23 protein-coding genes are annotated in these 24,056 nt (G+C 63.9%); 15 read left to right on the top strand and 8 right to left on the bottom strand.

What is annotated here, in order from left to right; translation table 11 throughout:
- Nucleotides 1-197 precede the first annotated feature (197 nt).
- The 5 genes from hemP to FJ951_RS21060 are packed head-to-tail and all read left to right on the top strand — an operon-like array spanning nt 198 to nt 4,307.
- Nucleotides 198-404: a hemin uptake protein HemP gene (hemP, locus tag FJ951_RS21080; protein ID WP_140517208.1), complete on the top strand. Its 207-nt coding sequence runs from the start codon at nt 198-200 to the stop codon at nt 402-404.
- Between the two features lie 18 nt (nt 405-422).
- Nucleotides 423-1,484 (top strand): hemin-degrading factor, encoded by a 1,062-nt coding sequence (locus tag FJ951_RS21075; protein WP_140517206.1) that lies wholly within the window; start codon nt 423-425, stop codon nt 1,482-1,484.
- Nucleotides 1,485-1,494: 10 nt separating this feature from the next.
- Nucleotides 1,495-2,403: a hemin ABC transporter substrate-binding protein gene (locus FJ951_RS21070; RefSeq protein ID WP_140517204.1), complete on the top strand. Its 909-nt coding sequence runs from the start codon at nt 1,495-1,497 to the stop codon at nt 2,401-2,403.
- Nucleotides 2,404-2,408: 5 nt separating this feature from the next.
- Nucleotides 2,409-3,509, top strand: a complete 1,101-nt coding sequence (locus FJ951_RS21065) for an iron ABC transporter permease (protein ID WP_140517202.1) — start codon at nt 2,409-2,411, stop codon at nt 3,507-3,509.
- Nucleotides 3,510-3,518: 9 nt separating this feature from the next.
- Nucleotides 3,519-4,307, top strand: coding sequence for a heme ABC transporter ATP-binding protein (locus FJ951_RS21060; RefSeq protein ID WP_140517200.1), 789 nt, complete (start codon nt 3,519-3,521; stop codon nt 4,305-4,307).
- Nucleotides 4,308-4,367: 60 nt separating this feature from the next.
- Here FJ951_RS21060 and rirA read toward each other — a convergent pair whose 3' ends face one another.
- On the bottom strand, nt 4,368-4,829 hold the full coding sequence (gene rirA, locus FJ951_RS21055; RefSeq protein ID WP_140495713.1) for an iron-responsive transcriptional regulator RirA: 462 nt from the start codon (nt 4,827-4,829) through the stop codon (nt 4,368-4,370).
- 398 nt (nt 4,830-5,227) lie between these two features.
- On the opposite strand from rirA, the gene FJ951_RS21050 reads away from it, so the two are divergent.
- The 3 genes from FJ951_RS21050 (at nt 5,228) to FJ951_RS21040 (ending at nt 7,768) form a co-directional block, all read left to right on the top strand.
- Nucleotides 5,228-6,523 carry a DUF445 domain-containing protein gene (locus FJ951_RS21050; RefSeq protein ID WP_140517198.1) on the top strand — a complete coding sequence of 432 codons (1,296 nt, stop codon included), beginning with the start codon at nt 5,228-5,230 and terminating at the stop codon, nt 6,521-6,523.
- Nucleotides 6,524-6,593: 70 nt separating this feature from the next.
- Nucleotides 6,594-7,022, top strand: coding sequence for a phasin family protein (locus FJ951_RS21045; protein WP_140517196.1), 429 nt, complete (start codon nt 6,594-6,596; stop codon nt 7,020-7,022).
- A 248-nt stretch (nt 7,023-7,270) separates the two neighbouring features.
- A complete protein-coding gene (locus FJ951_RS21040) occupies nt 7,271-7,768 on the top strand; it encodes a MaoC family dehydratase (protein WP_140495716.1) in 498 nt (165 codons plus the stop codon).
- 35 nt (nt 7,769-7,803) lie between these two features.
- Here FJ951_RS21040 and FJ951_RS21035 read toward each other — a convergent pair whose 3' ends face one another.
- A complete protein-coding gene (locus FJ951_RS21035; RefSeq protein ID WP_140517194.1) occupies nt 7,804-9,249 on the bottom strand; it encodes an MFS transporter in 1,446 nt (481 codons plus the stop codon).
- A gap of 136 nt (nt 9,250-9,385) precedes the next feature.
- Here FJ951_RS21035 and FJ951_RS21030 point away from each other — a divergent pair, with 136 nt between their 5' ends.
- Nucleotides 9,386-10,276 (top strand): LysR family transcriptional regulator, encoded by an 891-nt coding sequence (locus tag FJ951_RS21030; RefSeq protein WP_140517192.1) that lies wholly within the window; start codon nt 9,386-9,388, stop codon nt 10,274-10,276.
- Nucleotides 10,277-10,299: 23 nt separating this feature from the next.
- Here FJ951_RS21030 and FJ951_RS21025 read toward each other — a convergent pair whose 3' ends face one another.
- A complete protein-coding gene (locus FJ951_RS21025) occupies nt 10,300-11,700 on the bottom strand; it encodes a PLP-dependent aminotransferase family protein (protein WP_140517190.1) in 1,401 nt (466 codons plus the stop codon).
- A 108-nt stretch (nt 11,701-11,808) separates the two neighbouring features.
- Between FJ951_RS21025 and FJ951_RS21020 the strand changes: the two genes are divergently transcribed.
- The gene (locus tag FJ951_RS21020; RefSeq protein ID WP_140517188.1) at nt 11,809-12,708 is read left to right on the top strand and encodes a DMT family transporter; all 900 of its coding nucleotides are present in this window, start codon (nt 11,809-11,811) and stop codon (nt 12,706-12,708) included.
- Here the strand turns inward: FJ951_RS21020 and FJ951_RS21015 are convergent.
- The 3 genes from FJ951_RS21015 to FJ951_RS21005 all read right to left on the bottom strand — a co-directional run bounded on the left by FJ951_RS21015 (nt 12,705) and on the right by FJ951_RS21005 (nt 15,234).
- Entirely contained in the window at nt 12,705-13,745 is a 1,041-nt protein-coding gene (locus FJ951_RS21015; protein WP_140517186.1) for a zinc-dependent alcohol dehydrogenase family protein, read from the bottom strand. The two genes, FJ951_RS21020 and FJ951_RS21015, sit on opposite strands and share 4 nt — an antisense overlap.
- Nucleotides 13,746-13,880: 135 nt before the next feature.
- Nucleotides 13,881-14,531 carry a maleylacetoacetate isomerase gene (gene maiA, locus FJ951_RS21010; protein WP_140517184.1) on the bottom strand — a complete coding sequence of 217 codons (651 nt, stop codon included), beginning with the start codon at nt 14,529-14,531 and terminating at the stop codon, nt 13,881-13,883.
- A 4-nt stretch (nt 14,532-14,535) separates the two neighbouring features.
- A complete protein-coding gene (locus tag FJ951_RS21005) occupies nt 14,536-15,234 on the bottom strand; it encodes a fumarylacetoacetate hydrolase family protein (RefSeq protein ID WP_140517182.1) in 699 nt (232 codons plus the stop codon).
- Nucleotides 15,235-15,460: 226 nt separating this feature from the next.
- Between FJ951_RS21005 and FJ951_RS21000 the strand changes: the two genes are divergently transcribed.
- Nucleotides 15,461-16,144, top strand: coding sequence for a response regulator transcription factor (locus FJ951_RS21000; RefSeq protein WP_140517180.1), 684 nt, complete (start codon nt 15,461-15,463; stop codon nt 16,142-16,144).
- A gap of 9 nt (nt 16,145-16,153) precedes the next feature.
- Here the strand turns inward: FJ951_RS21000 and FJ951_RS20995 are convergent, their stop codons facing one another.
- Both FJ951_RS20995 and FJ951_RS20990 read right to left on the bottom strand, forming a co-directional pair.
- A complete protein-coding gene (locus tag FJ951_RS20995; protein ID WP_140495725.1) occupies nt 16,154-17,494 on the bottom strand; it encodes a hybrid sensor histidine kinase/response regulator in 1,341 nt (446 codons plus the stop codon).
- 8 nt (nt 17,495-17,502) lie between these two features.
- Complete coding sequence (locus tag FJ951_RS20990) at nt 17,503-18,639, bottom strand: FIST signal transduction protein (protein WP_140675765.1); 1,137 nt, start codon at nt 18,637-18,639, stop codon at nt 17,503-17,505.
- A 303-nt stretch (nt 18,640-18,942) separates the two neighbouring features.
- On the opposite strand from FJ951_RS20990, the gene FJ951_RS20985 reads away from it, so the two are divergent.
- The 4 genes from FJ951_RS20985 (at nt 18,943) to FJ951_RS20970 (ending at nt 24,038) form a co-directional block, all read left to right on the top strand.
- On the top strand, nt 18,943-19,431 hold the full coding sequence (locus tag FJ951_RS20985; RefSeq protein WP_140517175.1) for a (2Fe-2S)-binding protein: 489 nt from the start codon (nt 18,943-18,945) through the stop codon (nt 19,429-19,431).
- A 93-nt stretch (nt 19,432-19,524) separates the two neighbouring features.
- Nucleotides 19,525-21,873, top strand: a complete 2,349-nt coding sequence (locus FJ951_RS20980) for a xanthine dehydrogenase family protein molybdopterin-binding subunit (RefSeq protein WP_140517173.1) — start codon at nt 19,525-19,527, stop codon at nt 21,871-21,873.
- Nucleotides 21,874-22,025: 152 nt separating this feature from the next.
- Nucleotides 22,026-22,823, top strand: coding sequence for a xanthine dehydrogenase family protein subunit M (locus tag FJ951_RS20975; protein ID WP_140517171.1), 798 nt, complete (start codon nt 22,026-22,028; stop codon nt 22,821-22,823).
- 192 nt (nt 22,824-23,015) lie between these two features.
- Complete coding sequence (locus FJ951_RS20970; protein WP_140517169.1) at nt 23,016-24,038, top strand: acyltransferase; 1,023 nt, start codon at nt 23,016-23,018, stop codon at nt 24,036-24,038.
- The last annotated feature ends 18 nt before the right edge of the window (nt 24,039-24,056 follow it).

Raw genomic sequence — 24,056 nt, 5'->3', positions numbered from 1 at the left:
CCCCAACTCCAAAGTTTCCAGGTTCGATGCGGGCTGGCCTGGGGCTGGCTGGCATTTGTGATCGTATTCGCGTCTTAAATCTTGACTAATTTAATCCGGTATTGCACTGACTAGTAAACATGATTATTCAAGTCAAGAATGAATCGGATTACGCAAACGCCTAGCCAGACGCCCGGCACAGGAAAGGACCGATCCACATGAACACGCACAATCCCAACGACTTCCGCTATCGCGTCCGCCGGTCCGACGATGCTTCCGCCCGCTTCGACCGCGTTCAGCTGGCGGTGCGGACGCTGTCGAGCAACACGCTGTTCCAAGGTGAGCACGAGATCGGCATCGAGCATCACGGCGCGCTCTACCGGCTCAAGATCACCCGTCAGGGCAAGCTCATCCTCAACAAGTAAGCGTAAGGCAGCAGGACAATGGACCAGCGCGTAAAACCCACCCCGCACGAAATCCGGCGGGCGCGGACGGATAATCCGAAAACGCGCGAGCGCGATCTGGCCGCACAGCTTGGCATTTCGGAGGCTGAGTTGGTGGCCGCGCATTGCGGCGACGGTGTCGTTCGCGTCGAGCCACGCGTCAACGATCTTCTGACCGGCCTCGAAGCCGTCGGCGAGGTGATGGCGCTCACCCGCAACGAAAGCGCCGTGCATGAAAAGATCGGCGCCTACGACAAGGTCGTCACCGGCAATCACAATGCCATGGTGCTGGGCGAGAACATCGACCTGCGCATTTTCCCGAAAATATGGGCGCACGGCTTTGCCGTGGAAAAACGCGACGGCGACGACATCCGCCGCAGCCTGCAATTCTTCGACGCGGCGGGCGAGGCGGTGCACAAGGTGCATCTGCGGCCGGGGTCAAACCTCTATGCCTATCAGAAACTGGTCGCTTCGCTGGAATCGCCGAACCAGGAGCCACTGGTCGCCATTTCGGGGCCAGCCGCCGAGAACGAAGGCGAGGCGGTGACAACGACCGCGAATCTCGACGATCTGCGCGATCGCTGGAGCCGGCTGACCGACGTGCATCAGTTCTTCGGCATGCTGAAGACGTTGAAGCTCAGCCGCCGCCAGGCGGTGCGCATGGTGGGCCAGGACTATGCATGGCTGCTCGACAATGATGCGGTGAGAGCCATGTTCAATCGTGCCGCCGAGGGCGAGATGCCGATCATGTGCTTTGTGGGAAACCGTGGCTGTATCCAAATCCATTCCGGTCCGGTCAAGTCGATCAAGCCAATGGGGCCATGGATCAATGTGCTGGACGAGACCTTCCATCTGCACCTGCGCACCGACCACATTCATGAGGTCTGGGCCGTGCGCAAGCCGACCAAGGACGGCCATGTTACGTCGCTGGAGGTCTACGACGCCGGCGGCAACATGATCATCCAGTTCTTCGGCAAGCGCCATGAAGGAGAGGGTGAGCGCGACGACTGGCGCTTCCTGGCCGAGAACCTGCCGCGCATTCCAAGCCCGACCGCAGCCTGAGGAAACGATGATGGGTCTTCTCACCGGATTGATGGTTGTGCGCGGATCGATGCTTGGCCCGATGCTCGGTCTTTCCCTTGCCTTCGGCGCACCGCAGCCGGCCAACGCCGGCGACGGTGTCTCCGTCTTCGCCGATCCCACCAGGATCGCGTCCATCGGCGGCTCGATCACCGAGATCGTCTATGCGCTCGGCGAGGAAAAGCATCTTGTGGCGCGCGATTCCACCAGCCGCTATCCGAAAGCAGCTCTCGACCTGCCAGATGTCGGCTACATGCGCCAGCTGTCGCCGGAGGGTGTGCTGTCGGTCAACCCTTCGGGCATGCTGGCGCTGCACGGCAGCGGCCCCAAGGAGGCGCTCGATGTGCTGAAGAAGACGAGCATCCCCTTCATCGAAGTGCCTGACCGGTACGACCGTGAAGGCATCCTCGAAAAGGTCCGCGTGGTCGGCAAGGCGCTCGGCGCCGACGCCAAGGCCGAAGCGCTGGCCAGGGAGATCGATGCCAAGCTGCAGGCGGCGGAAAAGCAGACGGCCTCGATCGAGGAGCGCAAGCGCGTTCTGTTCGTGCTGTCGATGCAGGGCGGCAAGATCATGGCGGCCGGCAGCGACACCGCGGCCAACGGCATCATCAAGCTGGCCGGCGGCGTCAACGCGATCGAAGGCTTCTCCGGCTACAAGCAACTGTCTGACGAGGCTGTTGTCACCGCCAGGCCGGACGCGATCCTGATGATGAGCAATGCCGGGCCGCCGGTATCGGACGATGAACTGTTCGGCAACGCATCGATCGCCTCGACGCCGGCCGGAACCGCGCGCAAGCTGATCCGCATCGACGGCGGCTATCTGCTCGGCTTCGGACCACGCACGGCCGACGCCGTCCACGAACTCGCCGCCGCGCTCTATGGCACGCAGATTACGGACTGAGCGGCATGGTCGACCAGTCGATCGCCAGGCCGGCGGAGAGGAAGATGGCCAGCGCCGGTGACCGTTCCGGGCGCGCCCGTCTGGTCATCGCGCTCGCCTGCGTCATGCTTGCGGCAGCGGTATTGCTGTCGCTGACCTCCGGCGCCTCGGATGCCTCCGCCGTCAAGGTCGTCGGCGACTGGCTGTTCGGCGCAGCGCCTGGCGACGTGGCGATGAGCGCGCGAGATCGCCTCATCGTCTATGACATAAGGCTGCCGCGCGTCGTGCTCGGCGTGCTGATCGGGGCCGCCCTCGCGGTGTCCGGCGCGGTCATGCAGGGGCTGTTCCGCAATCCGCTTGCCGACCCCGGCCTTATCGGTGTTTCGGCGGGCTCCAGCCTCGGCGCGGCGGCCGTCATCGTGCTCGGCACGACCGTGCTGTCGCCGGTGACCGCCTCGTTCGGCGCGCTGACCCTTCCTCTGGCGGCCTTCGGCGGTGGTTTGTCGGTGACGTTGCTGCTCTACAAGGTCGCGACGCGGCAGGGCCGCACATCCGTCGCCACCATGCTGCTTGCCGGCCTGGCGCTGGCCGCACTTGCCATGGCGCTGACCGGTATCCTGATCTTCATGGCCGACGACCGGCAACTGCGCGACCTGACCTTCTGGCAACTCGGCTCGCTGGCCGGTGCGACATGGCAGAAGATCGGCTCTGTCGGCCCGGTCATCGTGCTTTCGCTGGCGGCGATGCCGTTCCTGGCTCGCGGCCTTAATGCGCTGGCGCTGGGCGAGGCGACCGCCGGCCATCTCGGCATTCCGGTGCAGCGGCTTAAGTACACGGCCATCGTCGGCGTCTCGGCGGCGGTCGGCGCCTCCGTCGCCGTCAGCGGCGGCATCGGTTTCATCGGCATCGTGGTGCCGCATCTGCTGCGCCTGCTGATCGGCCCCGACAATCGCTATCTGCTGCCGGCCTCGGCGCTGCTCGGCGCCTCGCTGCTGCTTTTGGCGGACGCGGTCGCGCGCACCATCGTGGCGCCCGCCGAACTGCCGATCGGCATCGTCACGGCGATCGCCGGAGCGCCGTTCTTCCTCTGGATCCTGCTGCGCAAGCGCGGCGTCATCGACCTGTAGGGGTGTTTCATGATCGAAGCGCGCGATGTTTCGGTGGCGATCGGCAGGAAAGGCATTGTCGCCGGCGTCGATTTCGAGGTCAGGCCGGGTGAGATTTCGGCCATTGTCGGCCCCAATGGGTCGGGCAAGACGACCTTCCTCAAGGCGCTGTCGGGGGAACTCGCGCATACCGGCCGGATTGCCATCAACGGCCGCGAGCTCTCGACGATAACGCCAGTCGAGGCGGCGACGCTGCGCGCGGTGCTGCCGCAGGCGACGACCTTGTCGTTTCCCTTTACTGTGCGCGAGATTGTCAGGCTCGGCCTTGTCGGAGGCCGCTCAGGTGTGCTGCCGGGCGAGGACGAACGCCTGCCGGAACGGGCGCTGGCGCGTGTCGACCTCGACGGTTTCGCCGGCCGCTTCTATCAGGAGCTTTCCGGCGGCGAGCAGCAGCGCGTTCAACTCGCCCGCGTGCTGTGCCAAATCTGGGCGCCGGTGCTCGACGGCAAGCCGCGCTATCTGTTCCTGGACGAGCCGGTGTCCAGCCTCGACATCAAGCACCAGCTGATCATCATGAACATTGCCCGCGACTTCGCCAGAAGGGGCGGCGGCGTGGTTGCCATCCTGCACGACCTCAACCTGACGGCGATGTATGCCGACCGGATTTTCGTCATGCACCGCGGCCGGCTTGCCGCCACCGGTTCGCCGCAGGATGTGCTGAGCGACGATCTGATCGAAAGGGTATTCGGTTGCCGCTTAAAGGTTGGAGTCCTGCCAGCCGGCAATATGCCGTTCGTGCTGCCTCAATCAGCGGCCTAGATTCTGGCAGCGGCCTAGATTCTGGACGTTCGCCGCAGGTCCAGCCTGCGGCGAACCGGATCAGGCCGCCGGTGCGCGGCGCTCCAGCAGGTCAATGCCGAGCAGGTTGCGCACGTTCGGACGCGCCGCCACGAGATCGGCGATCGTATAGCGGGCAAGGACCGCGAAGAAGGCGTTGAGCGCCTCGCGCAACGCGGAATTCAGCGCGCAACTGTCGACCAGAGGGCATTCCGCGGCGTCGTTCTCGAAGCACTCGGCCATGGCGAAGCTTTCCTCCGTCACGCGCACGACGTCGAACAGGTTGATCGATTCCGCGGCACGGCCAAGCCTGACGCCGCCATTGCGGCCACGCACCGTCTCGACAAGGCCATTCTCGACCAGTGGCTGGAGGATCTTGAACAGGAAAAGCTCCGACACCGAATAGGCGGCGGCGATCTCGGGGATGCGGCTCAGCCGATCGGTATTGGCCGCGCAATACATCAGGATGCGCATGGCGTAATTGGTCTGGCGGGTAAGTCGCATCTTGTCCTCACAAAGCGCCGGCGAGCTGCGATCACGCCAGATTTTGAACTTTGCTGGTGCGGCTTTGCTCCGAGCTTTCGGATTCGCCACACTGGCCTCGGCGGAATATGGCCTATACCTTGGAATAATTCCAGACTAGCTTCGCCTAATAGCTGAATATTCCCGTCAACTTTGTGTGCGCAAGGCGGCAAGACGCGGGCCGAATCGGCTGTCACGCGCATTTTCTCGGGCGAAACACCAGAGCGGTCCAGTGATTGGCAGAATGGCCGACCGCCCTAACTCTTTGTTTTCACACAATTCCCTGGGGAAAGCGCCAGGCGCTTTTCCAGAGAACAGCGTTACACACCTTTCCTGGAATGCTCTAAATAGATCAGAGATCGACGAGGAGCGGCTCTGACATGTCACAATCAGCCACGGCCCTGGCTTCCGGCGGATACGATGCCGACGCGCATGCCAAGCTTACAATGCTGCGGCGGACCAAATTCGTCGCCACGGCGGCACTTGCGCTTTGCGTCGCCGTGTTCGCTCTGGCCAAGTCCTTCGAGAGCACCTATCCCTGGCTCGGCTTCGTCGCCGCCTTTGCCGAGGCGGCGACCATTGGCGGCCTGGCCGACTGGTATGCGGTGGTCGCGCTGTTCAAGCGGCCTCTCGGTCTGCCGATCCCGCACACCGCGATCATTCCCGAGAACCAGAACCGTATCGCCGATAGTCTCGGCCGTTTCATCGAAGCCAATTTCCTTGCCCCCGAGCCGGTGCGCGAAAAGTTGGCCGAGGTCGATTTCTCGGCGCTCGTCGCCGACTGGCTGGCCGATTCCGAACGTGCCGCGGGCCTGTCGCGTTTCGTCGTGCGCCTGGTTCCGCAGACGCTTGCCGCCGTCGAGCAATCGGGGCTGCGCGGCTTCGTCACCAGCCGGATGCTGGAGCAGATCGAAAAAGTGCCGCTGGCGCCGTTGGCGGCCGAATTGCTCTCGGCCCTGACCGACGATCGCCGTCACCAGAGGCTGTTCGATGAGTTCATCAAGGTGATCGGCCGGTTCCTCAACGATGAACAGGCGCTGACGACCATGCGCGAAAAGATCCGCGAGGAACTGCCGTCGCTGTTCAACCTGTTCAGGGCCGACGCCTATCTCCTGAAGAAGATCGTCGCCTCGGCCGGTTCGCTGCTCGACGAGGTGAGAGCCGATCCCGAGCACCCGATGCGCGCAGAATTCGATCGTTTCGCACAGGGCTTCGTCGAGCGGCTGAGAACGTCGAAGCAATATGCAAGGCGCGCCGAGAAGCTGAAGCGCGATTTCCTCGCCAGGCCGGAAGTCAAGGCGCTGGCCGGCGACATGTGGGAAAGCCTCAGCCTGTTCATCGAGCAGGATGCCAAGGCGCCGCGATCGATCATCCGCGCGCATCTTGCCAACATGTTCGTCGAGGTCGGCCGGCATCTGGCCGGAGACGCCAAGATCAGGGCCGACATGAACCAGGGATTCGTGGTGGCGCTGTCCTCTTTCGTCGAGAGCCAGAAGAGCGGCGTATCGAAATTCATCGCCGACCAGGTCAAGCGCTGGGACCTGGCGCAGCTGACGCGGCTGATCGAGATGAATATCGGCCGGGACCTGCAATATATCCGCTTCAACGGCATGATCATCGGCGGTCTGGCCGGCATCGTGCTTTACACCGCGGAGCGGCTGTTTCTCGTCAATTGACGGGCGCACGCCATGCCCTATTCTCATGGGCGGGGCATCAGCAGTCGCGGCAACAGGGGAGCAGATGAGCATGGCCAAACAACCGGATTCCGATTCCTTCACGGACATGTTCGGCCGGTTCGGCCGCGATCTGAAACTGCCCAATGTCGATGTCGAGGCAATCCTCGCGCACCACCGCAAGAACCTTGAAGCGCTGGAGAAATCGGCGCGGGCAAGTGCCGCCGGCGCGTCGTCGCTGTTCTCCAGGCAACGCGAGATGCTGCAGGACACACTGCGCGAAATTGCCGACATGACGCAAGGCTACAGAGCGCCCGGCACGCCGCAGGACCTGATGGCCAAGCAGACTGAGTTCGCCAGGAAATCCTTCGAGACCACGCTGAAGAATGCCAGCGAAGTGGCCGAACTGGTCAGGACATCCGGCACCGAATCGGTCGACATCCTGCGCATGCGCATCAAGGAGGCGATGGAGGAAATCCGCGCCGGCTACGAGAAGAAGTAGCTTGCGTGACAAAGACCGGTTGCCTGCCAACCCTGCGCCAGGCGTAGTTTTGTTCGGATGCTCTTTCATCGGCCGCCATGCTTTTACACCATGGGTACCCTCAAATGCCAAGGCCGGGCGAACACGGCTTGACGTAGGACCATGCCAGGATTCGCGTCGGTCCCGGCGGAACGGAATCATGCAGGGCGAATTGACAGAGGCCGCCGGTTCGTGGTCCGGAAGCGTTGGAAGCCATCGGGAAAACAGGAATGACCGAAATACGGCCTAAGACGCCGCCGACCTACGAGCAGTTGAGGACGATGTCCGGGCAGGAGCTTGGCGTCTCGGAATGGACGACAGTCGACCAGAACCGTATCAACCAGTTCGCCGAATGCACCGGCGACCATCAATGGATCCATGTCGACCCCGAACGGGCGCGGCGGCAAAGCCCGTTCCGCACGACGATTGCACATGGCTATCTGACGCTGTCGATCATCGGCGCGCTGGCGCTCGGCATGGGAATCGTGCCCGAGAACACGCAGGCCGCCTTCAATTACGGCTTCGACAAGGTGCGTTTCCTGGCGCCGGTCAAGGTGGGCGCACGCATCCGGCTGCGCACCACGCTGCTGTCCATGGAGGACAGGGGGCCGGGCCAATACCTGATGAAGGCCGCCAACACCGTCGAGATCGAGGGCGAGGAAAAGCCGGCGCTGACGGCCGAGACGCTGGTCATGCTCTATGAGCGCCGCAAGCGGGCAGGGGCCTGAGCGGCATTCGCCCAAGCCCCCTGAATTGATCTTCGTCAGGCATTCTCCGCCCGCCGGCTCGGCAAAAGGCTGAGCGCCAGCGCCGCCACCGCCAGTGCCGTTGCCGTCTGGAAGGTCACCTGCATTCCGCTGGCCGCCGCCGCTGACGTCAGCATGCCTTGGCCGATGGCTTCGCGTCCTCCGGCCGATGCGGCGGCGAATATGGCGCCCATGACGGAGGCGCCCGTAATGAGGCCAAGGTTGCGCGACAGATTGAGCAGGCCGGAGATGACGCCGCGTTGACCGGCGCCGACGCTGCTCATGACGGCGGCGTTGTTCGCTGTCTGGAACAGGGCATAACCGAAGCAGGTCACGGTGATGGGGACGACATAGCTGGCGATGCCGAGTGTCGTTATCGCCAGGGACAGGAGGAACGTGCCCGTGGCAAGGCCGAGCAGGCCCGCGACCATCATCCTTTTGGCTCCGAAGCGATCGGCAAGGCGTCCGGCAAGCAACGCCGACAGCGCAGAGACCAGCGGGCCTGTCGAGAGCACCAGTCCGACGTTTGCCGCCTCCAGTCCGAGCCCGCGCGAGAGATAGAACGGCGCAACCACCAAAGTCGCCATCATCACGGTGGCAACGATCAGGTTCATGGCCAGGCTGGCGCTCAGCGAGAGATCACGGAAGGCGGAAAGCTCGACCGATGGGTTTTTCGCCATCCTTTGCGCAGTGGCGAACAGGAAGATGCCGATGCCAGCCGCGACCAGCAGGCCGAGATTGATGAGCCCGAAACTGCCTCTACCCAGTGTCATCGCCAGCGCGTAGGCCGCCAATGTCAAGGCCAACAGGCCCGTGCCCAAACCATCGAAGCCGGCTTGGCCGGTCCACGCCGTCCGGTTGCCGGCAGGCAAAGCACGCCAGGCCATTGCAAAGGTCAGGATGCCGAGCGGCACGTTGACCAGGAAAATCGAACGCCAGCCGAGAGCGGCGATCAGCAGGCCGCCTATGGAAGGGCCGAGCGTGGTGCCGATGGCCGACATGGCGCCGAGCAGGCCCATGGCGCTGCCGGTCCTGGCCTTGCTCACCGTCTCGGCGACAACGGCCAATGTCAGCGCCATCATCAGCGCCGCGCCAAGCCCTTGCACCGCCCGCGCCGCGATCAGCAGCCACAAAGCCGGCGAGAGGCCGCAGAGCACCGACGCCGATGTGAACAGCGCGATGCCGAAAAGCAGCAGCGGCCGCCGGCCGAGCATGTCGGCGAGGCGCCCGGCACTGACGATCAGGATGGTGATGGCGAGCAGATAGGCAATCACGACCCATTGCACCTGTTGGAACGAGGCATCGAATGCCTGCATCAGCGAGGGAAGGCCGACGCCGGCGATGCTGGTGCCGAGCGACGACAGCAGCGTGGCCAGCGACAGGCTCGCCAGCGCCCATCCAGCCGATGGGATTTTCTGTGCGACCGATGCGTGCTCGTTGCGATGTTGCTCAGTGACTGCCACGGCGATCTCCCTTTGTCGGCTTCAGGTCGAAGCTTCGAAGATCTAATCGTTTGTATGATGTGGCGGAACGCGCAGCATTTGCATTCTATTCGTGCGTTGCACGCCACATCAGCGGATTTCGTGCTAGGATCGAACCATGTCGCCGCCCGATCTCAACCTGCTCGTCGCCCTCGATGTCCTGCTGGACGAAGGCAGCGTGGCGCGTGCGGCGACGCGATTACGGCTCAGCCCCTCGGCGATGAGCCGCACGCTGGCGCGCCTGCGCGCGGCGACGGGAGATCCGCTGCTGGTGCGGGCCGGTCGCGGTCTGGTTCCAACGCCACGCGCGCAGGAACTGCGCCAGCAGGTCGGTCGTGTGGTTCAGGATGCGGAAACGCTGCTGCGCCCGGCGAGGCTGCTTGATCTGCCGGGCCTGGAGAGGACCTTCACGCTGCGCACCAATGAAAGCTTCGTCGAGGAGTTCGGGCCGCGCCTGATCGCCCGCATCCAGGCCGATGCGCCGGGCGTGCGGCTGCGTTTCGCGCCGAAGTCGGACAAGGACATGGCGTCACTGCGCGAAGCGGCGATCGACCTGGAAGTAGGTGTGGCCGGCGAGACCGGGCCGGAGGTGCGCATCCAGGCGCTTTTTCGCGACCGTTTCGTCTGCGCGGTGCGCAGTGGCCATCCGCTCGGCCAGGGCGCGATGACGCCGGAACGCTATGCGGCCGGCCGCCACATCAATGTTTCGCGGCGGGGCCGCGAAAGGGGGCCGATCGACGAGGCCTTGAGCCGGCTCGGATTGCAACGAATGGTCGTGTGCATGACTTCCGGTTTTTCGGCCGCGCTCGCGATGGCGCGCGCCTCGGAACTGATCGCCAGCGTGCCCGAGCGGCATACGCAAGGCGCGCGCGCCGGCATGCAGACTTTTTCCCTGCCGGTCGACATTCCGGCGGTCACCATTTCCATGCTCTGGCATCCGCGGCTCGATGCCGATCCGGCGCAGCGCTGGCTGCGGAGTTGTGTGCGCGAGATTTGCGTGAAGTCCTGATCGCGCAAGCCGCGCCCCGGCCGTCAACGCGGCATGGCTGCCTCCAGCACCTTGAAAATCCGCTCGTCTTCGCATTGCGCAACGTTGAAGCGCAGGAATCGGCTGGCTGATCGCGACAGGCTGAACGCGTTCCCGGGCGCCAGCACGACATTGGCCGCAAGCGCGCGGCGGGCAGTCTCGGCTGCGTCCACTGCATCCGGCAGGCTGCACCAGAGGAACAGACCGGCAGGCTGCTCGATCCAGGGCGTGATCCCGATCGCCTTCAGCCGAGCGCTTGTCTCGATCATGGCACGTGAGAGCCGGGCGCGCAGCAGGTCCATATGCTTGCGATAGCTGCCATCCCTGAGCAGGGTCAGCACCAATTCGGCCGCGAGCCGCCCGCCGCCGAAAGTGGTGGCGATCTTGAGGTCGGCCAGCCCTTCCATCCAGTCACGGGGCGCGGCGATGAACCCGCAGCGTATCGAGGCCGAAAGCGTCTTGGAGAAACTGCCGATATGGACGACACGTTCGAGACCGTCGAAAGCCGCAAGCCTCGGGGCAGGAGTGTGTTCGAAATCGGCGAAGATGTCGTCCTCGACGATGGTCAGGTCCGATTGATCGGCGAGCTTGAGCAGCCGGTGCGCGGTGACCGGCGACAGGATCGCGCCGGTCGGGTTGTGGATGGCGGAGTTGGTGATGTAGAGGCGCGGCCGATGCTCGGCCAGCGCCTGCGCGAACAAGTCGATATCCGGTCCCGATGGCGTATAGGGGACGCTGACGACCTTGGCCTGATGGGCACGCAACAGTGCGTGGAAATTGAAATAGCAGGGATCGTCGACCAGCACTGTATCGCCGGGTTCGAGCAGGAACCGGCACAGGAGGTCGATGGCCTGCGTGCCCGATTCCGTCAGCATGACCTGTTCGGGGGAAGCCTCGATGCCATGCGTGGCCATGCGCCGCGCCAGCAATTGGCGCAGCGGCGGCAGCCCGAGCGGCGTGCCGTAGTCGGCAAGGGCCACATCATCGGCGCGCGCCACGTTGCGCAGCGCGCGACGTAGCGCTGCCTGCGGCATCCACGAGGCGGGCAGCCAGCCGCAGCCGGGCTTCAGCATCTCATCGCCCGCTTCCAGCGACTGCCGCGAAACCCAGAGCGGATCGACGGCGCGATCGAGTCGGGGGCCGATCTCGGCCAGCGACAGCGGCGCCAGCGATCCGGCGGCATAGAAGCCGGAGCCTGGCCGGGAACGGATCGCGCCTTCCGCCGCCAGTCGCTCATAGGCCTCGACCACTGTCGATTTGGAAACCTGCATGGATTTGGCGAAGGCGCGGATCGAGGGCAATCGGGCGCCGGGCGTGAGGCTGCGCGCGGCAATTCGCTGGCGGATGGTGGACATGACGCCTTCGACAAGGGTTCCGCTGTTGTCGAATCTCGCTGATACGTTCATCTGTACCTTCCGGCAAACCATTACAGTTTTGTTGAATTGTACTGCATTGTCTCTGGTGACGCCATGGGTATGGGCCCGATAGAGGGCGCAACGGATGGAGTGCCTGCAATGGACAAGACGACGAGCGGCTGGGTGAGCGGATTCATCGGCGTGTTGATTTTCAGCGGCTCCTTGCCGGCAACGCGCATGGCGGTGATGGATCTCGATCCGACATTCCTGACGTCGGCGCGCGCGGTGATAGCAGCTTTGCTTGGCCTCGCGCTGCTGCTCGTCTTCCGCGAGAAGCGCCCGGAGCGTCATGACCTGATGTCGCTTGTCATCGTCGCGTTGGGTGTGGTGGTCGGCTTTCCCTTGCTGACAGCCTTGGCGCTGAAGCATGTCACCTCTGCTCATTCCATCATCTTCGTCGGCCTGCTGCCGCTGGCGACCGCGATCTTCGGCGTGCTGCGCGGGGGCGAGAGGCCGAGACCGGCCTTCTGGCTGTTCTCATGCCTCGGCAGCGCGCTGGTGGGCGGGTTTGCCCTTGCGCAAGGCGTGACGGCCTCGCCGGTTGGCGATGCACTGATGCTCGCCGCAATCGTCGTTTGCGGCCTGGGCTACGCAGAAGGCGCCGCGCTGTCGCGCAGGCTGGGCGGTTGGCAGGTGATCTGCTGGGCGCTGGTGCTGTCACTGCCGGTCATGCTGGTGGTGACCCTGGTCACCTTGCCACCGTCCTTCGCCACGGTCGGGACCAATGCATGGATCGGGCTTGCCTATGTCTCGCTGTTCAGCATGCTGATCGGCTTCGTGTTCTGGTATCGCGGCCTCGCGCAAGGCGGCATCGCCGCCGTGGGGCAGTTGCAACTGCTGCAGCCCTTCTTTGGCCTCGCCCTGGCGGCGTCCCTGCTGCATGAACAGGTCAGCCCCCTGATGGTCGTCATCACGCTCGGCGTGGTGCTGTGCGTATTCGGCGCCAAAAAGTTTGCCAGGCGGGATTTGCCACGGCCCGCAACCGGCGCCGCTGGCTAAAACTTCGTCACCACACCGATGCCGATGCCTTCGAAGCCGCCCATCGCCATCAGTGCAGCCGGCGCTTCCTCAAGGCTGATCTTCTTGCCGACCAGAAGCTCGGGTTTCAGCTTGCCGGTGCGGATCATCTCCATCATCGCGGGGTAGCGGTAGGCCTGCATGCCGTGGCTGCCGAGGATTTCGAGCTCGAACGCGATCACCTTGTCCATCGGAACCTGCGGGCGGGCGTGATCGCCCAGCATCAGGCCGACCTGCACATGGCGGCCGCGCCGGCGCAGATTGGCGATCGAATTGAACGAGGTCGTGGGATGACCGAGTGCATCCATGGACATATGCACGCCGCCATTGGTGATCTGCTTGACCGCCTTGACGACGTTCGGGGTCGTCGCCGCGTTGATGGTCGCCACCGCGCCGATCTTCCTGGCAAAGTCCAGCTTCTCTTCGGTGAGGTCGATGGCGATGACATTGGCACCCATGGCGCTGGCGATCATGATCGCCGACAGGCCGACGCCGCCGCAGCCATGCACCGCCACCCATTCGCCCGGCCTCACCCGGCCCTGGTCGACGATGGCGCGGAACGAGGTGACGAAGCGACAGCCGAGGCTGGCGGCAGTGGCGAATTCCATCTCGTCGGGCAGGCGCACGAGGTTGGTGTCGGCGTGCTCGATGGCGACATATTCGGCGAACGAGCCCCAGGCGTTGAAGCCCGGCTGGGACTGGTGCTCGCAGACCTGGTGATTGCCGGACGTGCATTCGAAACAATGGCCGCAGCCGACGGCGAACGGGACGGTGACGCGCTCGCCAGCCTTCCAGCGGGTCACCTGCTTGCCGGCGGCTACCACGACGCCGGCCAGCTCGTGACCGGGGACATGCGGCAAGCGGATATCGGCGTCATGGCCCATCCAGCCGTGCCAATCGCTGCGGCACAGGCCTGTCGCCTCGACCTTGATGACGACGCCGTCCGGCGCCGGCTTCGGATCGGGAACGGTCTGGATCGTCGGCGCCTCGCCGAATTTTTCGAAGACGACGGCTTTCATCGGCAACTCCACCTTGCGCGCACTTCGGGAAACGATAGCCGATTCCCTGGCCGGTCAAGCGGAAATCGATTCCGCCAGACAAGTCGGCCGTTTGGGCATACGCCGATGGCGACGCTGCGCGTCGCCGAATGAAGGTTACTCGGCATCGATCTGGTTTTGCGGCGCGGCGTTCTGGAAGGCCGGCAGGGCCATGCAAGCGGCGTTGATGCGCGAGATCGTCGGGTAGGGCGCCATATCGACGCCGAAACGGGCATTGCTGGTGACTTGTGCCGCCAGGCAGATATCGGCCAGCCCCGGCGTGTCGCCGTGGCAGAAGGTGCCGGTCTCGGGCGAAGCCATCAACAGGTCTTCGAGTGGCTTGAAACCCTCTTTGACCCAGTGCCGGAACCACTTGGCGACATCCTCGTCGCCGGCGCCGAACAGGGTTCGCAGCGCGGTCAGGATACGCAGATTGTTCACCGGATGGATATCGCAGGCAATCATCTGCGCCAGCATCCTGACACGGGCGCGCCCAACTGCGTCCTTCGGCAGCAGAGGCGGTTCGGGCGTCGTCTCGTCGAGAAATTCGATGATCGCCAGCGATTGCGTCAGCAGGGTGCCGTCGCCCAGGATCAGCGCCGGCACTAGGCCCTGCGGGTTGACCGCGAGATAGGCCGGTTCGAGATGCTCGCCATGGCGCAGGTGATGCGGCACGTAGTCATAGGTCAGCCCCTTCATCTCCAGCGCAATCCGCACCCTGTAGGAGGTGGAGGAGCGGTAGTAGTTGTGAAGGACGATGTCGCTCATGCACTCACCGATTTGGCTGGCCGATGGTCACTTCGATCGTGCCGATGCCGTCGACGCCGCCGGTCATCGTCTCCCCAGGGTTGACCGCGCCGACGCCGGCCGGCGTGCCGGTGAAGATGAGGTCGCCTGGCTGCAATTCCATGCCTTCGCTGCAGATCGAGACGATGTCGGAGATCGGCCAGATCAACTCGGCGAGGTCGGCGTCCTGCCGGACCTTGCCGTCGACGGCCAGCCAGATACGGCCTTGGCTCGGATGGCCGGATTTTTGCGCGGGAACCAGAGGACCGCACGGCGCGGAGCGGTCGAAAGCCTTCGACCAGTCCCAGGGCCGCGCCGCTTTCTTGGCTTCGTCCTGGAGATCGCGGCGGGTGAGGTCGATGCCGACGGCATAGCCCCAGACATGATCCAGCGCCTGGGCGCGCGGGATGCGGAAGCCCGGCTTGCCGATCGCGGCCACCAGTTCGATCTCATGGTGCAGGTTGGTCGTCAGCGGCGGGTAGGGGATCGTGGCGCCGGAGTCGGCCACCGCATCGGCGGGCTTGGTGAAGAAGAAGGGTGGATCGCGCTCGTCATTGCCGAACTCCCTGATATGCGCGGCGTAGTTGCGCCCGACGCAAAAGATGCGGCGCACCGCAAATCGTTCGTTCGAGCCGGCCACCGCGACCGAGGGCGTTGGCGGAGCGGGGAGGACAAAGGCGGTCATGGTCTGTCTCTGCTGTTGGATGTCGGGGTCGCGGGCACCTTCGGCCGAATTAAGGGGTCGGGCAAGGCGTCGCTTTTCATAAAGCATTGGCTTGCCGGCCCGTATAAGGAATCCGGAGTTTCCATCACTTTCGCGGCGATGCATCCTCCGTTGGGATAGACTATTTGCCAATAAGTCGGCCATGGTCGCGGGATTATGCTGCGGCCGGCAAACCGAAACGAGCCACATGACAGCAGCCACTGACAGCGCCCGGTTCCTGATCATCGACGATCATCCGCTGTTTCGCGAGGCGCTGCACAGCGCCGTTCAGATGGCCTATCCGGAGGTCGACACGGTGGAGGCGCGGTCGATCGCCGAAGCACTCGACCTGCTGGCCGGGACAAAGCCGTTCGACCTTGCCCTGCTCGATCTCAGCATACCCGGCGTGCACGGATTCGAGGGGTTGCTGCAGCTTCGGACCCGCTATCCGCGCCTGCCCGTGGTCATCGTGTCCGGATACGAGGAGCCCAAGATCATCTCCGAGGCGCTGTCCTACGGTGCTGCCGGCTTCATCCCGAAATCGGCGCGCAAGAGCGATCTGGCCAACGCCATACGCTCGGTGATGGAAGGTGCCATCTATGTTCCGGAAACTTATGAGGGCCGCCCGCCCGACGCCGACAGCACCGACCGCGCCGACATGGTGCAGCGCCTTTCGACATTGACGCCGCAGCAGTTGCGCGTGTTGCAGATGCTACGCCAGGGCCTGCTCAACAAGCAGATCGCCTATGAGCTGCAAGTGGGCGAGACCACAGTCAAGGCGCACGTCTCGGAGATCCTGCGCAAGCTCAACGTCTACAGCCGCACGCAAGCGGTGATCGAGGTTTCGAAGCTTGATAATGCGGAGCTTTTCAGGGATCAGGCGGGGTTTTGAGGGGCAGGTCTAAGCCAGCAGATGTGCCAGCAGCGCCCTTAGTTGCGCGGGCTTGAGCGGCTTGCGCATCAACTCGATGCCGCCGGCCCGCGCCGCCTTGGCGACGGCTTCGGAACTGTCGGCGGTGACGATCAGCGCCGGCACCGCGCGGCCGAGATAGCGGCGGACCTTCGATATGGTGGCGGTGCCGAGATCGCCGCCGTCGAGATGCTGGTCGGCTATGACGATGTCGGGCACCCAGTCCGTGTCGCCGAGCATGTCGAGCGCGTCGTCGGTCGAGGTCGCGGCGCGCACCAGGCATTGCCAGCGTTCGAGCAACGAGGTCATCGCCTGCAGCACCTCGACATCGTTCTCGACCAGCAGAACCTTGGTGCCGAACAAGCCGTAGCCGCGCGGCCGCTCCAGGCTTGCAGCGCTGGCGACGGCGTCCGCCGTGGCACCGATGCCGACGGGGACATCGATGTGAAAAATCGTGCCGCGACCGACCTTCGAGGAAAACGTCACGGGATGGCCGAGCGCGCCGGCGATGCGCCGCACGATGGCCAGCCCAAGGCCGAGGCCGCCGCCGGCGAGTTCGGCATTGGCAGGCATGATGCCGCGATGAAATTCCTCGAACACCGCCTCGCGCTGGTCGTCGGGAATGCCGCAGCCGGTGTCGGCGACATCGATGCGGATGGCATCGCCGCGGTGCCTGGTGCCGACAAGGACACCGCCCGAGCGGGTGTAGCCCAGCGCATTGGAGAGGATGTTCTGCAGGATGCGGCGCAGCAGCGTGCGATCGGAGCGAACCACTGCGTTGACGGCGCGGAATTTCAGCGACAGGCCCTTCAGTTCGGCCACAGGCTGGAAATCCGACCGCAGCGACGAGAACAGCGCCTCCAGGCTGACGTCGCCAATGTCGGGCTGGACCACACCCGCATCGAGCTTGGAGATGTCGAGCAGCGTGCGCAGCAGGTCCTCCATCGTCTCCAGCGAGCGCTCGACCTGCCGTACCAGTTTCCGGCCCTCGTCGCTGGTCTGCACTTCGGCAAGGGCGGAGACGGACAGATGCGCCGCATTCAACGGCTGCAGCACGTCGTGGCTGGCCGCCGCGAGAAAGCGGGTCTTGGACAGGTTCGCCTGCTCGGCATTTTCCTTGGCGGCGCTGAGGTCGATGTTCGATTGTTCCAGCCGCCGCAAGGTCGAGTGCAGTTCCTCGGTGCGGGCGCGTACCCTGCTTTCCAGTGAGATCGCGGTCTGGAACAGCGAGAAAGCGTTGCCTTGCTGGTCCATCGAGCGCTCGACGCGGCTGACCAGCGCAGCGTTGATCTTCTTCAGCCTGTCGGGATCGTCTATGTCCTTGAGGGGCACGGCAGCGCTCACTCGGCGGCCGGGCGCTCGCCGAAGGCGATGCCGGTGAAGGTCTGGTTGAGATGCATCGACCGGTATTGTTCGCCATAGGTGCCGAAGCCGATGACGTTGTTGACCCGGTAGAGTTCGGAAATCTCGCGAAAGACCTGGCGGTTGCGCGCATCCAGCCGGCGCAGGACACAGTCGAAGCCGATGATCATGTCGATGCCGCCAAGCCTCGCCTCGACGTCGAGCAGAGCCGCGCGGGTCGATTCCACCATGTCCTTGGGTTGGGCGATCGACAGCACGACACCATCGTCGATGGCGCAGAAGAACGACAGCGAGCCGTCCGCATGCATCTTCTGGATGGAGCGGCAGTAATATTCACCGCCTACCTTCACCACCACCGGATGCGAGGCGAAGCTCAGCGGCGTCAGCGTCTGCGCGACGATGCCGACCGAAGCGGCATATTCCTCGGCCGCATTGGTGGCATTGAACTCGCGCACGATGCGGTGATCGGGATCGGAGGCGGTGACCACCAGCTTTTCGTCGGTGGGAACGAAATTGTCGGTCTTGAAGACATGGAAAGGGATTTCCGTGGCGACCAGCACGATGATGGCGCTGTCGGAGGTGACCTTGCCGTTGGAGATCAGGCTCGTCGTCTCGAATTTCAGGTCGTCACCGGCGGAACCGCCGAGCAGTGGTATGTCATCGAGGCCCCAATGGATGGCCGAACTCACCGCTTCCTCGGCATAGGACAGTCCGTCGATGAAACAGAGCGCGAAGGTGTTCCCAGCCCGCTCGCCGCCGATGCGCCCATACAGCGTGCGCCGCAGATCCTCGACATCACCAGTGACCCTGTCCAAGCCCGATGACGACAGGTTGTCGACCGTGGTGCTGACCGCGGTAAACGACGCCGAAGGGAGCAGCATGGCGAGGATATGGCCCTCCTCGAGGCCCTGCGGCGTGATTTCGCCGGCGGTCGAGCAGCCGGCGTAGTGGAGCGCCGGCGCATGAGCCGCGATTGCGCGCGAAAGGGCGCCGGCCTCGACAAGGCGCTGGGAAAAGAATAACAGGGCGAAGCCGGCCTCGATGGCGGCCGCCTCCGCCGCCACCGCGCGTGCGAAGACGTCCGGGTCGGGCTCGTCCGTGGTCAGCGCCGACAAACCGCATGCGTAGCGCGTCCGTGAAACGGTCAGCGACGTTCTCCCGCATTTCCTCCGACGCTGCCTGTGCGCGGCTGTTGATGTGCTTCTTGCGCCAACGTCGAAAGCCATTGTTGCCGCCAATCGGCATTTTGGCAATGGGGCGAGGGCAATGCGTGTTTCGCCCTGCCATGGCCGAAAGTACAATGATCCGGCTTTGCGCTGCGCTGTTTTTTACGGCTTGTGCGGTGTACGAATAACGCATGGCCGAAGCCAACACCGCGTCGGCAGCGTGATGACCAAGGTGATACCCAGGGAGGATTCATGTCGGACGTTTCGTTGATGGTGAACGGAAAACAGGTCCGCGGTGCGGCCGAGGACCGGACGCTGCTGGTTCACTTCTTGCGGGAGAATCTCGGTCTCACCGGTACCCATGTCGGTTGCGACACCTCGCAATGCGGCGCCTGCGTCGTCCATGTCGACGGCAAGGCGGTGAAGTCCTGTACGATGCTCGCGGTGCAGGCGTCCGGATCGAGCGTGGTGACGATCGAGGGACTTGCCAACGGTGCCGACCTGCATCCCGTGCAGGCGGCGTTCACGGAGCATCACGGACTGCAATGCGGCTTCTGCACGCCGGGCATGATCATGACGGCGGCCGACATGATCAAGCGCCACCCCGAGGGCCTCGACGAAGCGACGGTGCGCGCAGAGCTCGAGGGCAACATCTGCCGCTGCACCGGCTACCACAACATCGTCAAGGCGATCCTCGCCGCATCGGAGGGGATGAGCGGCAAGGTCAGGCAAGCGGCGTGAGATGAACAGTACGGCAGTACGGACCAGAGCCAATTCCCCTACTGCCCTACTGCCTTACTCACCTACTGCCTTACAATTCGGGAGGAATTTCTGATGGGCATTGAAGGTGTTGGCGCTCGCGTGGCGCGCAAGGAAGACAAGCGGTTCATCACCGGCGCCGGTCGCTATGTCGACGACATGGTGGTACCCGGCATGAAGCATGCGGCCTTCGTGCGCAGCCCGCACGCGCATGCCCAGATCGTGAAGATCGAGGTCGACAAGGCTCAAGCCATGCCGGGCGTCATCGGCGTGCTGACCGGCAAGGAGCTGAAGGCCGATGGCATCGGCAATCTCATCTGCGGCTGGATGATACATTCCAAGGACGGCTCCCCGATGAAGATGGGAGCCTGGTCGCCGCTGGCGGTCGACAAGGTTCGCTATGTCGGCGATGCGGTCGTCGTCGTGGTCGCCGACACCAAGGGCCAGGCGCGCGACGCCGCCGAAGCGGTCGAGATCACCTACAATGAACTCGAGGCGGTGGTGGATGCGACGAAGGCGCTCGAAAAGGGCGCTCCGCAACTCCATCCGGAAGCCGAAAACAACCTGATCTTCGACTGGGAGATCGGCGACGCCAAGGCGACCGACGCGGCGATCACCGCGGCTTCCCACGTCACCCGCATGAAAATCGTCAACAACCGGCTGGTGCCCAACGCCATGGAGCCGCGGGCAGCGCTGGGCCACTACGACAGGGCAGAAGACCACTATACCTGCTGGACGACCTCGCAAAACCCGCATGTCGCCCGGCTGGTGATGAGCGCCTTCTACAACATCGCGCCGGAAAACAAATTGCGCGTCATCGCGCCCGATGTCGGCGGCGGCTTCGGGTCCAAGATCTACATCTATCCAGAAGAAATCGTCTGCCTTTGGGCGTCCAAGAAAACCGGCGTGCCGGTGAAATGGGTAGCCGACCGCACCGAAAGTTTCCTTTCCGACGCGCATGGCCGCGACCATGTCTCGACAGTGGAAATGGCCTTCGACAAGAACAACAGGATCACCGGCCTCAAGGTCGACACGTTGGCCAATCTCGGCGCCTACATGTCGCTGTTCTCGTCCTGCGTGCCGACCTATCTCTACGCGACGCTGCTGTCGGGCCAGTACGATATCCCGGCGATCCACGCCAATGTCCGCACGGTCTACACCAACACAGCACCGGTCGATGCCTATAGGGGGGCAGGGCGGCCCGAAGCCACCTATCTCATCGAGCGCACGATGGAGACCGCGGCGCGGGAACTCGGCGTCTCGCCGGCGGAGCTTCGGCGGACCAACTTCATCACCACGTTTCCGCACCAGACGCCGGTCATCATGAACTATGACGCCGGCGACTATGGCGCCTCGCTCGACGCGGCGATGGGGGCCGCCGACTATGCCGGCTTTGCCGGACGCAAGGCGGAGGCCGCCAGGAACGGCAAGCTGCGCGGCATCGGCATGAGCTGCTACATCGAAGCATGCGGCCTGGCGCCGTCGGCCGCGGTGGGCTCGCTCGGCGCCGGCGTCGGCCTTTGGGAATCGGCCGAGGTGCGCGTCAATGCCGCCGGCACCATCGAGGTGCTGACCGGCTCGCACAGCCATGGCCAGGGCCATGAGACGACCTTCGCGCAACTGGTCAACGAACGGTTTGGGGTGCCGATCGACAGCGTCTCGATCGTCCATGGCGACACTGACAAGGTGCAGATGGGTATGGGTACCTACGGCTCGCGCTCGGGCGCGGTCGGAATGTCGGCGATTGCCAAGGCGCTGGACAAGGTCGAGGCCAAGGCCAAGAAGATCGCGGCGCACCTGCTCGAGGCCGACGAGGGCGACATCGTCATCGAGAACGGCGCGCTGAAGGTCGCCGGCACCGACAAAAACGTGCCGTGGTTCCAGATGGCGCTGGCGGCCTATACCGCTCATAATTTGCCCGGTGGCATGGAGCCGGGATTGAAGGAGACGGCGTTTTACGACCCGTCCAATTTCACCTTTCCGGCCGGCTGCTACATCTGCGAGGTCGAGATCGATCCGGAGACCGGAACGACCGAGATTATCCAGTTCGTCGCGGCCGACGATTTCGGCAACATCATCAACCCGATGATCGTCGAGGGCCAGGTGCATGGCGGCATCGCGCAGGGCATCGGCCAGGCACTGCTCGAAGGCGCCCACTATGATGCCGACGGCCAGCTTCTGACAGCGAGCTACATGGACTACACCATGCCGCGCGCGGATGACCTGCCTTCGTTCAAGGTCTCGACCTCGAACACGCCGTGTCCGGGCAATCCGCTCGGCATCAAGGGCTGCGGCGAGGCCGGCGCTATCGGCTCGCCGCCGGCGGTGATCAACGCCATCACCGACGCCATAGGAATCTCTGACATCGCCATGCCGGCTTCGCCGTCTACGGTGTGGGCCGCGATCCGTGCGGCGAAGCACTGAAAGGAGAGTGAGTAGTGAACAAAAACGCGGTTGCCGCGGCAATGGATCACCCGCTATTCACCACATTACCGACCAATGCCTACTCACTAATCACTACTGACTACTGACTACTGACTACTGACTATCCACTCTTCACCAGGGAGAGCCTCCAAATGTACGCAGTCAATTACCACCGCGCCGCCTCAGTCGCCGATGCCGCGAAGCTCGTCACGGGCGGCGACGCCAAGTTGCTGTCGGGCGGCATGACCCTGATCCCGGCCATGAAGACGCGGCTGGCGGCCCCCTCCGATGTCGTCGACCTGTCGCGGATCAAGGAGTTGCAAGGGGTGACAGTGTCCGGCAGGGCAGTCACGATCGGCGCCGCCACCACGCATTTCGATGTTGCCAGCGACGACAAGTTGAAACAGGCCTGCCCGGCGCTCGCGCATCTGGCATCGCTGATCGGCGATCCGGCAGTGCGCTATAGGGGCACGATTGGCGGCTCGATCGCCAACAACGACCCTGCGGCCGATTATCCAGCGGCCATGCTGGCGCTAAATGCCACCATCATTACCAACACGCGCCAGATCGCGGCCGACAAGTTCTTCGTGGGCCTGTTCGAGACGGCGCTGGAGGACGGCGAAATCCTCACGGCCGTCACCTTCACCGCGCCGGCAAAGGCAGCCTATAAAAAATTCCGCAATCCGGCCTCCCGCTACGCCATTGTCGGCGTGTTCGTGGCCAAGGGTGAGGACGGCGTCAGGGTGGCCGTGACCGGGGCCGGCGACGATGGCGTCTTCCGCTCGAAGGAGATCGAGGCCGCGCTCGCGAAGGACTTCGTGGCTTCGGCGCTCGACGGCGTCAAGGTGCCGGCGACCAAGCTGATGAGCGATATCCACGCTTCCGCCGACTACCGTGCCAATCTGGTCGCGGTCATGGCCAAGCGCGCGGTGGCCGCCGCCAACGCCTGATTCCTTCCTGCTCCTGTCAGGCAGGAGAGGGACTTCTCGCCCCTTTTCCGCAGACGGGCGCATTGTGGCAATCTCGCACTTGCACAAAGCAATATTGCACTGCACTATGCCGGCGATCAAACGCGAGCCGGGTTCGGAGTGTTCATCACGACCTGCGACCCTATTCGCATGTTTCAATGCGAAGGGAGCGGCATGACCGACATCTCCGCGACGCATGTTGTGCCGCCAAGATCCGTCGCCGACAGATCCGCCAGGACAAGACTGGCCTATCTCGACGGCTGGCGCGGACTTTCGATCGCGCTGGTGCTCATCGGCCATTTCTTTCCCGTTGCAGGGATCAATCTCGGCGTACTGGGCGTCGAATTCTTCTTCGTGCTCAGCGGCCGGCTGATGGCCGAGATCCTGTTCGTCGAGCGCTACCCGCTGAAGAAATTCTTCAAGCGCCGCTTCTCCCGCATCTATCCCGCGCTGCTGGTGTTCGTGATCGTTTCGATGATTGCGCTGTCGGGCACGTTCGTCGCCTTCAAATGGAAGGCGGCGCTGACGGCGCTGACATTCACCTACAACTATGCCGGAATTCTCGTGAACCGCGCCGGCGCGCTCGACCACATCTGGTCGCTCTGTGTCGAAGAGCATGCCTACATCATCCTGGCAGCGATCAGCGCACTTGTCGCAAGCCGTAGCCGCGTCATCCCGCTGCTCCTGGTGCTGGCGGTGCTGGCCATGGCAAACGGTGCGGTTTCGTACTGGTTCCTGCACATGGACTACGAGACCACATACTGGCGCACCGACGTGCATATTGCGTCGATCCTGCTGTCGGCCGCCATCTGCCTGCTGAAGACCGACGGCAAGCTGCCGGCCCTGTTGAAGGGCCCTTATGTGGCGGTGGCGGCGGCCATCGCGGCGGTGCTTCTGTTCATGGACCCGGTACCAACCCCGATCCACTATCTGGTCGCCGTGCCGCTCCTGGCGCTTGCCGTCAACGCTCTCGATTTCAGCACGAGATTGTTTTCTGGACTGCTGTCGTCCTGGCCTATGGCGACGCTGGGTCTATGGTCCTATTCGCTCTATCTGTGGCAGCAGCCATTCTACAAATTCGTCTATGAGCGAGGCAGCGACCCATGGCTGATGCTGGCTGGGGTCTTTGCCTGCGCGCTCTGCAGCTATTATGTCATCGAGCGGCCGTCGCGTGAGTGGCTGAACCGCAACTGGTGAGTGACGCCGCAGTGTCCC

Source organism: Mesorhizobium sp. B2-2-3 (assembly GCF_006442405.1).
Lineage (GTDB): Bacteria > Pseudomonadota > Alphaproteobacteria > Rhizobiales > Rhizobiaceae > Mesorhizobium.
The sequence above is the reverse complement of the archived record's forward strand: the minus strand, read 5'-3'. Positions and strand labels throughout refer to the sequence as shown.

Excerpts from the sequence above, each read along its gene's own strand:
- FJ951_RS21045 (WP_140517196.1), top strand. The coding sequence starts at position 6,594 with ATGGCCAAACAACCGGATTCCGATTCCTTCACGGACATGTTCGGCCGG.
- FJ951_RS21065 (WP_140517202.1), top strand. The coding sequence starts at position 2,409 with ATGGTCGACCAGTCGATCGCCAGGCCGGCGGAGAGGAAGATGGCCAGC.
- FJ951_RS21000 (WP_140517180.1), top strand. The coding sequence starts at position 15,461 with ATGACAGCAGCCACTGACAGCGCCCGGTTCCTGATCATCGACGATCAT.
- rirA (WP_140495713.1), bottom strand. The coding sequence starts at position 4,829 with ATGCGACTTACCCGCCAGACCAATTACGCCATGCGCATCCTGATGTAT.
- FJ951_RS20985 (WP_140517175.1), top strand. The coding sequence starts at position 18,943 with ATGTCGGACGTTTCGTTGATGGTGAACGGAAAACAGGTCCGCGGTGCG.
- FJ951_RS21030 (WP_140517192.1), top strand. The coding sequence starts at position 9,386 with ATGTCGCCGCCCGATCTCAACCTGCTCGTCGCCCTCGATGTCCTGCTG.
- FJ951_RS21040 (WP_140495716.1), top strand. The coding sequence starts at position 7,271 with ATGACCGAAATACGGCCTAAGACGCCGCCGACCTACGAGCAGTTGAGG.
- FJ951_RS20980 (WP_140517173.1), top strand. The coding sequence starts at position 19,525 with ATGGGCATTGAAGGTGTTGGCGCTCGCGTGGCGCGCAAGGAAGACAAG.
- hemP (WP_140517208.1), top strand. The coding sequence starts at position 198 with ATGAACACGCACAATCCCAACGACTTCCGCTATCGCGTCCGCCGGTCC.
- FJ951_RS21025 (WP_140517190.1), bottom strand. The coding sequence starts at position 11,700 with ATGAACGTATCAGCGAGATTCGACAACAGCGGAACCCTTGTCGAAGGC.
- maiA (WP_140517184.1), bottom strand. The coding sequence starts at position 14,531 with ATGAGCGACATCGTCCTTCACAACTACTACCGCTCCTCCACCTCCTAC.
- FJ951_RS20975 (WP_140517171.1), top strand. The coding sequence starts at position 22,026 with ATGTACGCAGTCAATTACCACCGCGCCGCCTCAGTCGCCGATGCCGCG.
- FJ951_RS21020 (WP_140517188.1), top strand. The coding sequence starts at position 11,809 with ATGGACAAGACGACGAGCGGCTGGGTGAGCGGATTCATCGGCGTGTTG.
- FJ951_RS21060 (WP_140517200.1), top strand. The coding sequence starts at position 3,519 with ATGATCGAAGCGCGCGATGTTTCGGTGGCGATCGGCAGGAAAGGCATT.
- FJ951_RS21075 (WP_140517206.1), top strand. The coding sequence starts at position 423 with ATGGACCAGCGCGTAAAACCCACCCCGCACGAAATCCGGCGGGCGCGG.
- FJ951_RS21015 (WP_140517186.1), bottom strand. The coding sequence starts at position 13,745 with ATGAAAGCCGTCGTCTTCGAAAAATTCGGCGAGGCGCCGACGATCCAG.
- FJ951_RS21070 (WP_140517204.1), top strand. The coding sequence starts at position 1,495 with ATGGGTCTTCTCACCGGATTGATGGTTGTGCGCGGATCGATGCTTGGC.
- FJ951_RS21050 (WP_140517198.1), top strand. The coding sequence starts at position 5,228 with ATGTCACAATCAGCCACGGCCCTGGCTTCCGGCGGATACGATGCCGAC.
- FJ951_RS21005 (WP_140517182.1), bottom strand. The coding sequence starts at position 15,234 with ATGACCGCCTTTGTCCTCCCCGCTCCGCCAACGCCCTCGGTCGCGGTG.
- FJ951_RS20970 (WP_140517169.1), top strand. The coding sequence starts at position 23,016 with ATGACCGACATCTCCGCGACGCATGTTGTGCCGCCAAGATCCGTCGCC.